Source organism: Ruegeria sp. AE4, from assembly GCF_056542185.1.
The window spans coordinates 74978-88875 of sequence record NZ_JBQFZK010000016.1 but is presented as its reverse complement, the minus strand read 5'-3'; the positions used below and the strand labels follow the sequence as shown (position 1 = coordinate 88875).

At 56.2% G+C, this 13898-nt stretch carries 10 protein-coding genes; 4 read left to right on the top strand and 6 right to left on the bottom strand.

Annotated features, from left to right (window positions below):
* On the top strand, positions 1-1959 hold a 1959-nt coding region (locus tag ACR0EK_RS16785; protein ID WP_480967956.1), incomplete at its 5' end, for a glycosyltransferase family 39 protein.
* 35 nt (positions 1960-1994) lie between these two features.
* On the opposite strand, the gene ACR0EK_RS16780 is transcribed toward ACR0EK_RS16785, so the two are convergent.
* From ACR0EK_RS16780 to rfbF, 6 genes are all read right to left on the bottom strand, one after another.
* Entirely contained in the window at positions 1995-4031 is a 2037-nt protein-coding gene (locus ACR0EK_RS16780; protein WP_480900693.1) for a B12-binding domain-containing radical SAM protein, read from the bottom strand.
* A 103-nt stretch (positions 4032-4134) separates the two neighbouring features.
* The gene (locus ACR0EK_RS16775) at positions 4135-4536 is read right to left on the bottom strand and encodes a GtrA family protein (RefSeq protein ID WP_394389142.1); all 402 of its coding nucleotides are present in this window, start codon (positions 4534-4536) and stop codon (positions 4135-4137) included.
* Positions 4533-5411 carry an NAD-dependent epimerase/dehydratase family protein gene (locus tag ACR0EK_RS16770; protein ID WP_480871322.1) on the bottom strand — a complete coding sequence of 293 codons (879 nt, stop codon included), beginning with the start codon at positions 5409-5411 and terminating at the stop codon, positions 4533-4535. The genes ACR0EK_RS16775 and ACR0EK_RS16770 overlap by 4 nt, the downstream gene beginning before the upstream one ends.
* Complete coding sequence (locus ACR0EK_RS16765) at positions 5411-6643, bottom strand: methyltransferase domain-containing protein (RefSeq protein ID WP_480871321.1); 1233 nt, start codon at positions 6641-6643, stop codon at positions 5411-5413. The genes ACR0EK_RS16770 and ACR0EK_RS16765 overlap by 1 nt, the downstream gene beginning before the upstream one ends.
* On the bottom strand, positions 6640-7719 hold the full coding sequence (rfbG, locus tag ACR0EK_RS16760; RefSeq protein WP_480967955.1) for a CDP-glucose 4,6-dehydratase: 1080 nt from the start codon (positions 7717-7719) through the stop codon (positions 6640-6642). The genes ACR0EK_RS16765 and rfbG overlap by 4 nt, the downstream gene beginning before the upstream one ends.
* On the bottom strand, positions 7716-8489 hold the full coding sequence (gene rfbF, locus ACR0EK_RS16755) for a glucose-1-phosphate cytidylyltransferase (RefSeq protein ID WP_480871319.1): 774 nt from the start codon (positions 8487-8489) through the stop codon (positions 7716-7718). Before rfbF ends, rfbG begins: the two co-directional genes overlap by 4 nt.
* Positions 8490-9159: 670 nt before the next feature.
* Here rfbF and ACR0EK_RS16750 point away from each other — a divergent pair.
* From ACR0EK_RS16750 to ACR0EK_RS16740, 3 genes are all read left to right on the top strand, one after another.
* Entirely contained in the window at positions 9160-10647 is a 1488-nt protein-coding gene (locus ACR0EK_RS16750) for an NAD(P)/FAD-dependent oxidoreductase (protein WP_480900695.1), read from the top strand.
* Positions 10648-11028: 381 nt separating this feature from the next.
* Positions 11029-12993 (top strand): hypothetical protein, encoded by a 1965-nt coding sequence (locus tag ACR0EK_RS16745; protein WP_480871317.1) that lies wholly within the window; start codon positions 11029-11031, stop codon positions 12991-12993.
* Positions 12994-13058: 65 nt separating this feature from the next.
* The gene (locus ACR0EK_RS16740) at positions 13059-13868 is read left to right on the top strand and encodes an FkbM family methyltransferase (protein WP_209507445.1); all 810 of its coding nucleotides are present in this window, start codon (positions 13059-13061) and stop codon (positions 13866-13868) included.
* Positions 13869-13898: the final 30 nt, after the last annotated feature.

Sequence of the window (13898 nt, the reverse complement as noted above, 5' to 3'; positions counted from 1 at the left end):
ACCAATGCAACTCTGCCCGAGCTGCGCATATGGTTTGGGTGCATGGTGGTGGCCTCGGTGTTTTTTCTGGGCTTCTTCTGGCTGCGTGGTCAGGTTCTGTTTGGCATTCTGAGCGCAATAGCTCTCTTGGGTGGCGCAGCCCGGCTGTGGCTGACGCAACCGCTTTGGTTTCCACGCCTTGAGATTTCTGCGGACCCGCCTGAGAACCTGATCATGCTGGCGATACTGGCGATGCAGGCGGCGGTGATCGGCGTTGTTCTCATACGGCCCTCAGGGCGCGCAGCCATCGGCGGTCTTTTTGCCAAAGCGGGGATATTTCGCCTGTTTCTGCTGATGGTTCTGGTTGCGGTTTTCAGCCTGTCGGCAACTCCTTATATCGCCTATGGCTATCATGTGGCCTATGGCTTGCAGATCGGTGTTGGCGGTGTGTTGTCACTGGTTCAACTGGCCACGATACTGGCCATGTTTGTTGTGGTTGGGCCAGACCACATGCCGCGAATCCCGGTGGCTGGTTTGGCGGTGTTTGCGACTTTGGTCAGCGCCATACTGGCTTGGACGGCGTTCGATCAGGTGCCCCATGTCGAGGATGAGCTGGCCTATCTTTTTCAGGCACGGACCTTTGCGGCTGGCACGCTCTGGGCTCCGGCCCCGCCCGAAGCGGCACACCCCGCACTGGAATATTATCTTCTCGAAATACATGAGGGCAAATGGATCAGTGTTCCGGCACAGGGCTGGGCCATCGTTTTGAGCCTTGGGGTGCTGGTCGGGGCGCCATGGGTGATCAATCCGATCCTGACCGGGATATCGGTTTGGCTGGCTCATGACATTGTCCGCCGGGCTGTCAGCCGGGAACGCGCGGATATGGTCGCGTTGCTTATGGCAACCTCACCCTGGGTGCTGGCTGTCGGGGCCACGCTGATGAACCACGCGCTTATGCTGGTGACGATCTTACTGGCCTGGTGGTGTTTGATCCGGGCCGGAGAGGGGTCTGCCCGCCGGGCGGTATTCCTGGCATTTGCCGCCGGGTTGGCCTTGGGATGGGGATTTGTCACCCGACCGTTGGACGGGTTGATCGTGGGTGGTCTGACAGGCCTGTGGGTGCTTCGCCGACTGCCTGCCGGGATCGGGCAAGTGCTTGCCTGTGGTGTCGGGGGCATCCTGTCCGGGTCTGTCGTTTTTCTGGTCAATCAAGCGATCACGGGCGATCCGTTGTTGACCGCACAAGCCGACTATCTTAGCCGCCTGTGGCCGGATGCGCGAAATGCGTTTGGGTTTGGCGAGAATGTAGGGCCGCCCGCCCAAAGCTGGGGGGCGCTGGATATCTGGATCGGACACAGCCCCGTCGAGGCTGTGTTGAACCTGATCAACGCGATTGCCTCGCTTAACCTCGAACTTCTGGGCTGGACATTCGGATCGCTGGTTCCGTTCTGGATCGTCTTTATCTGGCACAAAAATCTGACCGGGTTTGACCGTGCGATGCTGGTGATCTTTGCGGCCCTCGTGGCTGTTCTGTTCTTCTATTGGTTTACAGGCACCTTCTACCTCGGACCGCGCTATTGGCACACGGCATTGCTGCCTATCCTGGTTTTGTCCGCGGCCGGGATCGAGGCGATCAATGACCGGTTGCCCGAGCAGTATCGCGGCCGCCTGCATTGTGTTGTTCTGCTGCTCTGCGCCATTTCGGTTGTCAGTTTCACATCCTGGCGTGGTGTTTCGAAATATGACGGATATGGCGGGTATAGCGGTGACATCAGGCGACAGGTTGAAGCCGCTGATCTGGGCAATGCGTTGATTTTTGTCTCGGCAAAAGGAGACATCGGGTCTGCGCTTTATCTCAACGATCCGTTTCTGCCACAGAACAAACCAATCTTCCTCAATGATCTGGGGCCGGATCAGAACGCGGCTATTATCGCTGCCTTCCCCGGACGCGAGGTTGTTTACCTGCGCGACGCAGACTGACACGCCCCGGGTCAGTCGGGTTTTCCCGAGCGCAATTACTCAGCAGCGTGCTGGTTTTCGGCGGCCACAAAGTTGCGTCTGAAATCATTGGCAAACATCGTGCGCGTGAACCGGCCCAACCCCGAGGCATGCTCGCCAAAGGTGTCGATCCGGGACAGCAGGGTCGTTTTCACACGAGGATCGACCTGCGTCTGGAACTCACGCGGGGTGTCAAACTGATAATCACGCAAGGAGCCTTCATACCCCGAATTTCGCCAGGTCTCGACATCGAATGACGAACTCCAGACCGGTTCATGCTCCAGACTCTGTGAAAAGGGAGCATGCAGCATCACGGCGCTGTAATAGTTGATGATCGTATCAAGCATCGCATGCGCTTCGTTATCACCTTCATCCAGCAGGTCCGAGATGGCCCGCTTCAGGAAAACAAGCGCTTCGTCCAGTACAATGAACCGGCCAATCATCGAGTATTTGCTGAGCAGATTGCCCCCCAGTTCACCGCTGATCAGGTCATCGTAATTGTCCTGCGCCCAAGCCACGCAATCGGCGCGGGTTTCAAACAGCTCAGCCTGGTTCTCTTCCAGATAACCAGCCAATGCATTGCGGAACGGCTCCGGTGCCTGATCCAGAATCTTTTGCATATGTTTGATGATTTGGAACGGTCGGATGTCCAGAGAACGCGCCAGCCGGAAGGCTTCTTCGAAATTGTTTTCATAATAGAAGATCGTCAGAAGCAGATGGAAAACACGGGTGTCCAGATAATCCTGGAACGAAAAATTCTCGGACTGGACCACCATTTCCTCGGTCTCGACCACGGTTGGGCCGTTATATTTGCCCAGGCATCGGGCAACGACCCGGTGCAGGGTTTTGAAACCAAATTCTTTGCGGCTGTCAGGATTGGCCAGTGGCGCGCCATGCAGGAGCATCAGCTGGTGTGCCGCCACCCGGCTGACACCGGTTTCGATCAGCTTGTCGACCGCATCCATAAAGGATTCCTTGGTCTCACCCGGCATGCACAGGATCAGCTCGCCATAGGATTGCATGCCCTTTGAATGAAGCTCCTGCTGCACCTCGGTATAGGTATCCAGGCTGATGTTGTCGCGTTTGATGTTCTTCAGAACTACCGGATTCAGGGACTGAACCGATGAGGTCATTGGCAACCGGCCCTTGGCCTTACGCATCACCTTGATGATCCGGTCGCCGCGGTTTTTTCCGGTGGTTGTCCGGATGTATTTGGGCCAGTCGTATTTATCCATCAGATGGCCCAGATAGTCGGCCACTTCTTCGTCCTGCACATACATGCCGAAATTATCGTCAGCAAAACACAAGGGGCTGGCATGGTTGATGCGGGCCACGATGTAATCCAGATCGGCCTTGGTACGCTCGAACGAATGGCGGAAAACTTTCGAGTTCGATTTGACCGCCGAGTTGCAGAATGCGCAGGTGAACGGACAACCGCGGGCCAGCTGCATCAGTGCAAACAGGCCGGTATCAAAGAACTTGTCCATCAGCCCGGCAAGATAGGGTGACGGGATTTCGTCCAGATCGCGGATGCGGGGCGGCTCGCTCCCGCGCAGGATCTCTCCGGTTTTCGGATGCACGTAAAGCGCGCCATCGACGGCCTCTTCCCACATGCCTTCGCGGCGGGCGCCGACATCGATGAACCGTTGCAGCGTGCTGAGGAATGCACGCTCGCCCTCATAGGTGGGGCCGCGCACATGCATGTCGATCTGTGGCATGGTCCGGATCCAGCTGTCCTGTTCTTCTTCGGTCAACGGAAAATTAGGGCCGCCCATGAGGGTCAGAACATTGGGATTGATCGCTTTCACGTAGTCGGCAAAGGACAAGGCCAGGTGGTGGTTCCAGGAATAGCTTGAGAAACCAATGATGTCGGGTACCGCCGCATCAATGGCTGCCTTCAATTCCTGAGGGTCGCGGAAGATTGCAACCTCCAACGGTGTCGGGCTTTTGGCATAGGTTTTGGCAAAAGTAGCAAGATTGCCGACACCCAGCGGATAGGTGTCCGACGTAGCGGTAACGAGGTTATGGCCGAGATCGGCAAGGTAAAGACGCATTAGTTAACTATCCTCGCGGTACAGTTCTTATGTCAAATTTTAGGCTCCACGGTCGGTTTGGACTTCGATGGCCAATGTGCCGGAATGTTATTTTTAATCATCTTCAAACACTCTGCTGCCAGGGGAAGTGACCCGTCAACACCCTGGAGATCATGATGAAGGCCAGGATGGCGGTAGGCAAAACAAGTAACCCCTGCGCGATGATCGGTTGCAGACCAGCGGACAGCAAACCCTCAAGCGAAAGGGCGTTGAACGCGTAGACGAACAGATAGGACAGCACGTAATAGGGCAAACGCCCAAAACCCTTGGTGTCGAAGACAAGCCGGGCGTGGGTCATGAAGTTCCACAAAACTCCACCAGAAAACGAAATCGCCAGTGCGGCTTGCGGTGGCAGGCCTGACAGGCTGAGGCCGGTAAACAGCGCATAGCCAAACGCCGTATTCAGTACCCCGACCAAAGCGAAGCGCATGAATGATTTCTTTCGGGGGATAAGCAGCTTTTTCATACGCGGGCCCCTTCTGTACAAAGAATGTCCGCCACCCCTGAGACGATATCATGTTGCGGGGTAAATCCGGCTTCCTTCCGCAGCCGGGTTACATCCGCTGCCAGCCGGTCGGGATCATTTGCCGCGCGGGAGATAGCCCCCAGCCGGATCAGGTCAGGGTGATGCATCTGGTTTGCGACCTCTTCAATCAACTGCCGGACCGGGACGGCGGTGCCGCTTGCTATATTGATCGCGCCGGTGACATTGGTTTCCAGCAAAAGCGCCAGCGCGCGCGCCAGATCATCGACATGCAGGAAATCCCGTTCCTGTCGTCCATCGGTGCAATCTACGGGCTCGCCTATCTTCAGATTTGAAATCAGATCGCCAAACAACCGGCCCGGCGGTTCATCCGGTCCGTAGACAAAGAAGATGCGGGCCCAGGCCAGAGACAGGCCAAGCGCATCCTGGCCTGCGCACAGCGCCAGACCGGTCGCAGCCTTTGCGGCCCCGTACAGGGTCCGGGGCCGCAAAGGTGTTGCTTCGGTCAGCTCCGGCACCGACCAGTCATATTCGGCACAGCTTCCGGCGCAGACCACACGCCGCCCGCCGATGCGCGCAAACTCCCGCACCAAGTGCAGCGTGGCGGCCATCCAGTCCAGATTGGCCGGGGAAGCCCAGCGGTCGCGTGGTCCGTCATGCCAGGCCAGATGAACCAGATGGCTGGCGCGAGCTGTTTCAAGAGCTGCTGTGGTGGCGCTGGGGTCCAGCAGGTCACAGGGGATGTCGCTTGCCGGGTTGCGGCCCAGCGTCACCACCTCATGGCCCGCCTGTGTCAGAGCCGGAACCGTCGCGCGTCCGATCAATCCGGTTGCGCCGGTCAGCAGAACCCGTGCCATCAGCTGATCCTGACTTCCGGCACGGCGGTCACGAACCGTACCTTCAGGTCGGACAGTTGCCCGATGACCTCATCCCGGATGTTCCAGGGCAGGATCAGCACGTAATCCGGCGGCGCCTCGCGCAGGGCTTCGACTCCATGCACGGGGATATGGCTGCCAGGCAGCAGCGTGTTCTGCTTGGCCGGGTTGCGGTCGACGCAGTAAGAGATCAGATCGGGGCCGATCCCGGCATAGTTCAGCAGCGTATTGCCCTTGGCAGCGGCACCGTAGGCGGCAACCGTGTCGCCCCGCGCCTTTGTTTCACGCAGGAAGGCAAGCAACCCATCGCGCAGCGCTTCGACCTGAGTGGTGAAATTCATGTAACCTTCAGGCCGGTCGAACTGTGCCGCAGTCTCATCCGCGCGGACCTTGGCCAAGCCCGGCCCTTCGGGGTGGCTGGCCCCTTCAAGGCAGGCATAAACCCGCAGCGATCCGCCGTGGGTCGGCAGCTCTTCGACGTCGAAGACGCGCAAACCCGCCTTGGCAAAGATTGTCTCGACCGCCAGCAGCGACAGATAGGAATAATGTTCGTGATAGATCGTGTCGAACTGCACGCTTTTGATCAGGTTCAGAAGGTGCGGGAATTCAACTGTATAGACCGCGTCCCCCGTCAGCAGGGTGGCGATGCCAGCAACGAAATCGTTGATGTCAGGCACATGCGCCAGCACATTGGCCGAGGCGATCAGGGCCGGGGGTTTCTCGACCGCAGCAACCTTTCGGGCCAGCGCCTCACCGAAATAATCGACCAGCGTGCGCACACCCCTTTCCTGTGCCGCCGCCGCCACATTGCCTGAAGGTTCGATCCCCAGAACCGGGATGCCTTTTTCAACGAAATACTGCAGCAGATATCCGTCATTCGAGGCGATCTCGATCACCAGATCATCCGGCCCGAGATCGAACCGGTCGACCATTTTTTCCACGTAATCCCGGCAATGGGCCAGCCAGCTGTCCGAGAAGCTGGAGAAATAGGCGTAATCGGTCGAAAAAATCTCTTCCGCCGGTACGACATCATCCACCTGAACCAACCAGCATTCGGTGCAGACGCGGGCGTGCAACGGATAGACCGGGTCCGGTTTGTCCGCTTTCGCGGGGTCGACATAGGAATTGGCCAGAGGGGACAGTCCGAGATCGACAAGCGTCATCTCAAGATCCGCGCCGCAATGGCGGCAGGTGGGATGGGTCGTGCCGGTCATACCTGTCTCATGCTCAGTGTTTCGAATTCGGCAATCTGGGCGTGGCACAGCTCGGTTGCCGGAGTGCCGCGGGCCCAGCCCGCATACCAGTTTGCCGTCAGCCTGACGGTGTCGTCAAAACTCAGGACCGGGCGCCAGCCAAGAAGTGCACGCGCCTGCGATACATCCAGCCGAAGCATCTTGGCCTCATGCGGCGCATCCGCCGGGGTGTCGATATCGATCCGGCCCTGCCCAAGCGCCTTGATGACCGCCTGGGCCACATCCAGAACCGGGCGTTCATCGTCACGTTCGGGGCCAAAATTCCATCCCGCTGCGAAGGCACCGTCCTGTTCGAGCTTCTGGGCCAGCATCATGTACCCCCTGAGAGGTTCCAGAACATGTTGCCAGGGGCGGATTGCGTCGGGATAGCGTAATACGACGCGTCCTTCATCGCTCAGACAGCCGCGCACGATATCGGGAACCAAACGGTCTTCGGCCCAGTCGCCACCGCCAATGACATTGCCCGCGCGTGCGCTGGCAATCCAGGCCGGATGTGGATCGGCGGCATCCGGTGAATAATAGCTGCGCCGCATTGCTGCGACCGCTATTTCGGTCGCACCCTTCGATGCGGAATACGGATCATGCCCGCCCATCGGGTCGGTTTCGCGATAGCCCCAGACCTGTTCGACATTCTCGTAGGCCTTGTCAGAGGTTGCCACCACCACCGCGCGCAGGCTCGGGGCTGCACGCAGTGCGTCCAAAAGCTGAACTGTGCCCAGAACATTGGTGGCGAAGGTCTCAACCGGAGTGCGATAGGAGCGCCGGACCAGGGATTGCGCCGCCAGATGAAAGACGAATTCAGGGTCGGTGTCCGCGATGATCCGGTCCAGGGCCGCACGATCATTCAGGTCGCCGGTGACCGACCTTATTTTGCGCTGATCCAGCAATGCCCAGAGATTGGGTTTCGTTTCGGGGGCAAGGGCGTATCCGGCGACTTCTGCACCAGCCTCGGCCAGCCAGGCAGCCAGCCAGGCGCCTTTGAATCCGGTATGCCCGGTTACAAGCACCCTGCGTCCGGAAAACGCGCTCGCACTCATTCCCAGATTTTCCACGGCGCATTGCCTGTGGCCCAGTGTTCTTCCAGTTCCTGGCGTTCGCGAATAGTGTCCATGGGCTGCCAGAAGCTTTTATGTTCAAAGGCCATCAGCTCGCCATCGCGCGTCAGGTTCATCAGGGGGCTGCGTTCCCAGGCGGTATCGTCGCCATCAATGTAATCGCCCACTTTGGGGGACAGCACGAAAAACCCGCCATTGATCAGCCCACCATCCCCGACGGGTTTTTCAGAGAAATTCAGGACCTGATTGCTCTGCAGCTCGAGCTGGCCGAAGCGGCGGGGCGGAGGAACTGCCGTGACGGTTGCGAGCTTGCCATGCGCCCGGTGAAAATCGATCCCGGCCCGAATGTCGATATCACCAACACCGTCGCCATAGGTCAGGCAGAACGCCTCTTCATCCTTGAGCAGATGCATGACCCGGCGAAGTCGCCCACCAGTCTGGCTGTTGTCTCCGGTGTCGATCAATGTCACGCGCCACGGTTCTGACTTGCTGTTTGCAATTTCAAGACCGCCATTGGCCAGGTCGATCGTAACGTCCGAGTTGTGCAGAAAGAAATTCGCGAAGAATTCCTTGATGACATAACCTTTGTACCCCAGGCAGACGATGAAATCCGTGACGCCATGGGCCGCGTAGATTTTCATGATATGCCAGATGATCGGCTTACCACCAATCTCGACCATGGGTTTTGGTATCTTGACGGTTTCTTCGCTGAGCCGCGTGCCTAAGCCGCCGGCCAGAATAACGCACTTCATAAAATTGCTCCCTCGTTAACAACGAGACTGGCTACCAATACACTCGTCTTAACCCGGATCTGGGCATCCGGGTTATTGCAAACATTCGCACGCATTAGGACGACAGCGCCGCCACCCTGTCAAGATTCACAAAGCCACGAGTCGTGTGGCGCTGAATTTCCTGTTGCCTTGGCGCTCAACCATACACAATGGGGAGAAAGAGACGATATTGTTGACGCGCCCTTTCGGGCCGTCGATATAGTGAAGGACATCACAGACGCAGCCTGAAAAATGCGTTCAAGATTCAGGTAGAGCGCCGAGCAAGAGGTGTGTGGATTCAATGTATGTTTCGCTTCCGGACGGGGAGTCTTGGTTGGCTGTGCCAGTCAACAATCATCGTTATGTTTCAGGGTATTGTGGAAAACGCGTACTGTTTCGGGCGGTGTGAAGGACCGTCGGCCTCGCACAGCCGGGACCGACTTTCGGCACAGGCAAATCGGTTTGGGTCTGACATCGATTTGCAAAGAAGGACGCAAGTGCGGTTCGTCAAACTGGATGGTTGATTTTCTGCGCGGAAGGGGTGGAGCTCAAAGCGCAGGAGCCCCGTTTCGGGAGCTGACAGGATTTTGTTGTGAATCCCAGATAACCTCTTGTAGCCTTAGGTCAGTGTTTTGGTATGGGTGTTAGTCATTTGAAAAAAGATATTGTTCCCGTTGTCATCATCGGTGGTGGCCCTGCAGGGCTAACAGCTGCCTATGAACTTCAAAAACTGAGCGACGCGCATGTTCCCCGGGTGTTTGAATCCTCGGACATGGTTGGTGGCATCTCGCGAACTGAAACGCATAAGGGCTACCGCTTTGACATAGGCGGACACCGGTTCTTCACCAAAGTTGGCGAAGTCGAGGATATGTGGCACGAAGTGATGGGGGACGATTTCATCACCGTGCAGCGCATGAGCCGCATCTTCTACCGCAACAAGTTCTATGATTATCCGCTGCGGATCTTCAACGCCCTTGGCAACATAGGCCCTTACGAGACCTACAAGATCATCGGCAGCTTCATCAAATGGAAGATTCGGCCCAAACCGCAGGAAGACACCTTTGAAGAATGGGTGATCAATCGCTTTGGCGGACGGCTTTACATGCATTTCTTCCACAGCTACACCAAGAAGGTCTGGGGTATTCCACCGTCGGAAATCCGGGCCGACTGGGCCGCGCAGCGGATCAAGAACCTGTCCCTGCCCAAGGCGGTCTGGAATGCGATTTCGGGTGCCAATGATACGGCCAGCCTGATCGAGGAATTCCAGTACCCCCGTCTGGGTCCTGGCATGATGTGGGAAAAGACCCGCGATCTGATCCAGGAAAAGGGCGGTTCGGTCGAAACCCGTTCCGAAGTGGTCCAGGTGAACCGTGATGGCAATCGCGTCACTTCGATCGATGTGCGCCACTGGACTGAAGATGGCGAAAAACACACCGAACGGGTGGAGGGCGAAGAATTTGTCAATTCGATGGCCGTTCGTGATCTGATCCATGCTTTTGATCCGCCGCCGCCGCCCGAGGTCGTCGAGGCGGCAGACCGTCTGCGATATCGTGATTTCCTGATCGTGACCCTGATCCTGGATCACGCCGATCCGTTCCCGGACAACTGGATTTACATCCACAGCCCACAGGTGAAGGTTGGTCGCATCCAGAATTTCCGAGCCTGGTCTGCAGAAATGCTGCCCGATCAGAATACAGCCTCGATCGGGATGGAATATTTCTGCCAGAAAGGTGACGGGTTGTGGTCGTCAAGTGATGAAGACCTCAGGCATCTTGCGAGTGAAGAGCTTGAAAAGCTTGGTCTGGCCAAGGCCAGAGATGTCATTGATCACGCGGTTATCCGGCAGCCCAAGGCCTATCCCGTCTATGACAGCGAATACAAAGAGGCACTGGACACGGTCAGCGACTGGCTGAAGACGCTGGAAAATTTCCAGACCGTGGGGCGCAATGGTTTGCATCGCTACAACAATCAGGATCATTCGATGCTGTCGGCGATGTATGCCGCCCGCAATATCATGGGCGAGAACTATGACGTCTGGGACGTCAATGTTGAGCGCTCTTATCACGAAGAGTTTGAAGCCAAGCCCAAGCAAAAGAACCAGACTTCTTCAGAGAATCTTAGTAACAGGGCGGCGCTTTGAGACGGGACGACACCATCTCGGGCAGAGCGAGTAATCTGGTGTAGGGATTCGGTGCGTTGTGCAAGGTCGTGCGACGTACCGTTCAAGGTGCGCTTCCAAGCGTGTAATATGGAACTGAAAACAGATCAGCTTGTTCCGACATATTTCCGGAACCAGCTCTGACACCGAGTATTGAGGCGCTTCTTTTGTTTTCGATAGCCCGCCAATGCTGTCTAATCTGCTGTATTGATGTCGCATCACACGTGTAATGCACCTATTCGGTAAAAAACTGACAGCACAATATGACTTGCATGTTACCAATACATTGGTGGTCGAATGGAACGATATTCGGCATTGGGTAATGTTCACCTGCTACATTTTGACGAGTTCATATAAGATGTGATGGTATTGCGCCTTTCTTTGTTTTTGATTGCACTAGCCGGTATTTTGCTGGTCGGACAGGATATTGCGGCAACATTGTCTGCAAAAGCCGCTTTGGCGGACGGAGCATCCCCTTATTTCGTGGCAGATGACGCGCTATTTCTTTACATCTGGGTTCCCCTAGTTGCCTTGTCGGCTTCGGCGTTTTTTCTGGCCCCCGGTCTGATTTTGGCATGGGGAATTCGCACGTCCGGGGATCGGTTTGAACATTGGCTACTTAAAGGGTTTACACTTTCACTGTTTGGTGTCCCCGCCATCGCGGCGCTGGTTCAGGTTGTCAGCAGTGTTCAGATGACCGAAACCGCTTTCATAGTGCTGATCCTGCTGCTTTGCCTGATGGGTCTTTACCTGTTTCCGAGCGGTTCTGAACCCAAGATATTTCAGGGCAGAGGCTGTGATATAGCAGGCATGGTCCTGCTGCCTCTGGCTGTACTGTTGCTGATGTCTCCTAAATTCTATTGGGAGGTGCTGAACGATGACGGCGCACACAGCTTTCTGAACGCAATGCTGTTTATAACTAGAGGTCTGCCATTCTGGCCTCCGGAATCCGGTGCAATCGGAGGGTATCCAACCCCTAAAATGATGACGGAAACATTCCTGCAGGCCGGGTTTATGCGGATATTCGGACCGTATGAAATCTCTATTCGCCTTGCCTATCTACCGGGTGTTTCGATCTTGTTCGGGGTTATGCTCGCTTTTGTGCGCCCCAGCGAAACGCGTGGCGATGTGCGGGCAGTGCTTGGGCTGGGTATGGCTCTCCTTTTGTTTTCTTTTGTGATGGCATTCAACCCATCCTACAATCCGTATTTCGCTGACATCGCACTGCCCATGGCGCGTGAACCGATGATCCTGCTGGGGGTGCTGGGTTATATCCTGTTCTTCAACGAGCGCAGGTTCGGTTGGATGGCGGTTGTATCCACTTTGACCTTGCTGACTGCGCCGAACGGTCTTCTTCTGATCGGATTTTTTCTGATATCCTATTTTCTTCTAACCCGCCCTTTCCCGTTCCGACAGGTGATCATTGGGGGGGGGATTGCTCTGGCCATCTTGGTTTTGGCATCGCTGTTTGAAATGCTGTTGGGGGTGGTGGGAGTAATAAGCCTATCCACAGAGTTCAATACCAGCAGCATCCTGAAGCGCCTGCGCTTCATTACGATATTTGATACCGGGCGCATTCTGTTCTGGTTGTTACCCAGTGGAATTTTGCCCGGCTTAGCTTTACTGGCTTGGCGCTGGCAGGACAAGTTGTCCAGAGTGCTGACGCTGTCTGTCATTGCGTATGTTTTGTTCTTTTATGTACAGGCTTACCGCATTCTGCCACATCATTTCGCGCCTGCAATGATCATACCGCTGATCATATTCTGGCGCCTGCGTCCGGTTCAGGCGGCTCCTACGCCAGCTCTTACCTGTGCACTGACCGGGCTGGCGATCAGTCTCTGGATCAGTTGGCCTGAAACGCTGCGACCGTTCACTTTGACCCGGGATCTGGCCGATCGTATCGCGTTCGAAGTCGATGCTGGGCCATTCCCCGATCCAAAAGAAATCGGCGCAGTTCAGGCACTGATCGACGAGGCCTTTCCACCAATCTGGACACAGGCCGAGTTGGAAGAACGATACATGGCCGGTGCGCTGTCGGTTTACGTGTATGCTAGGATGTCACCGCGGAAAGATGCCGCGGCGGACTACTTCATTCGAGCAACAGATGCACCGTTGCATGCAGGTGAAAGCATAATTGGCAATGCAGTTGACAGTTGGGTGCTGGTGACGCGGGACAGTGCGGTCTACGAAAGCGATCTGCACAACACTGGGCAGCCGATCAGTATCGCACCAGTTTATCATGTGCCATTTGATATCATTTTCGGACGCGGTGCGCGTGAGATACCGCACCCGGTGTGGGACATCGCAAGGGTTGCCGGACTAAAATAGCCGGTAGCTGTGGAACTATGTATTTGCCCGGAAGAACGATAACGGGCAGTTAAATGGAGAACTCTATGAAGCAAAATCTTGCAAAACTGGTTGAATCATACCCGGTCCTCCAGAAGCCTGCCTATTTCGCCTATATCGGCGTGGTCAGCGCCCGGAATGTCAGCCGCCGGTTCGCCATGAACAATCTCGGCTACCTGCCCAAACGTGTGTCTGACAGGGGCCAGGACATGTGGGTGATCAACGAAGTCTATAATGGCAAGCGCAATGGTTTTTTTGTCGAGCTTGGTGCCGCCGATGGATTCTCAGACTCAAACACGTTCGCTCTGGAAAAGCATTATGGCTGGACCGGTTTGCTGATCGAACCCAACCCGGTCAATTACCATCGGATTACAAACTGGCATCACCGCACGGCCACCCCGGTTCCGCTGGCGGTTGATCCCGAACCGGGAAAGCTGGAGTTCATGATTGACGGCCAGCGCAGCAGCCTGCTGGTGGATGAGGCCGACAATATGACCGAGCGACGCGCTTCGAAACTGGCCCGGTTCCGGGAAAAGGGCAAGGTTGTTACGGTTGAGGCCGTACCTCTGGATGAGGTGTTCGATCGTTATAACGCGCCCAAGGATATCGATTACTTCAGCCTGGATGTCGAAGGGTCGGAAACGCGGATTCTGCGCAATTTCCCATTCGACAAATACCGTTTCCTGGCCATGACAATCGAACGCCCGACGCCGGAGCTCAACGAGTTGCTGTTCGCCAATGGCTATCATTTCGTGCGCAATTCGCTTTACGACACGTTCTATGTACATGAGAGCAACCCGCGCTTCGATCAGGTTGAGAAATTACCGTTCGAACAACTCCCCGCGAAGCAGTTCTGAACCTGCCTCTGGCACGCCCCATGTCGCGCG

Excerpts from the sequence above, each read along its gene's own strand:
- ACR0EK_RS16780 (WP_480900693.1), bottom strand. The coding sequence starts at position 4,031 with ATGCGTCTTTACCTTGCCGATCTCGGCCATAACCTCGTTACCGCTACG.
- ACR0EK_RS16775 (WP_394389142.1), bottom strand. The coding sequence starts at position 4,536 with ATGAAAAAGCTGCTTATCCCCCGAAAGAAATCATTCATGCGCTTCGCT.
- ACR0EK_RS16770 (WP_480871322.1), bottom strand. The coding sequence starts at position 5,411 with ATGGCACGGGTTCTGCTGACCGGCGCAACCGGATTGATCGGACGCGCG.
- ACR0EK_RS16765 (WP_480871321.1), bottom strand. The coding sequence starts at position 6,643 with ATGACCGGCACGACCCATCCCACCTGCCGCCATTGCGGCGCGGATCTT.
- rfbG (WP_480967955.1), bottom strand. The coding sequence starts at position 7,719 with ATGAGTGCGAGCGCGTTTTCCGGACGCAGGGTGCTTGTAACCGGGCAT.
- rfbF (WP_480871319.1), bottom strand. The coding sequence starts at position 8,489 with ATGAAGTGCGTTATTCTGGCCGGCGGCTTAGGCACGCGGCTCAGCGAA.
- ACR0EK_RS16745 (WP_480871317.1), top strand. The coding sequence starts at position 11,029 with ATGGTATTGCGCCTTTCTTTGTTTTTGATTGCACTAGCCGGTATTTTG.
- ACR0EK_RS16740 (WP_209507445.1), top strand. The coding sequence starts at position 13,059 with ATGAAGCAAAATCTTGCAAAACTGGTTGAATCATACCCGGTCCTCCAG.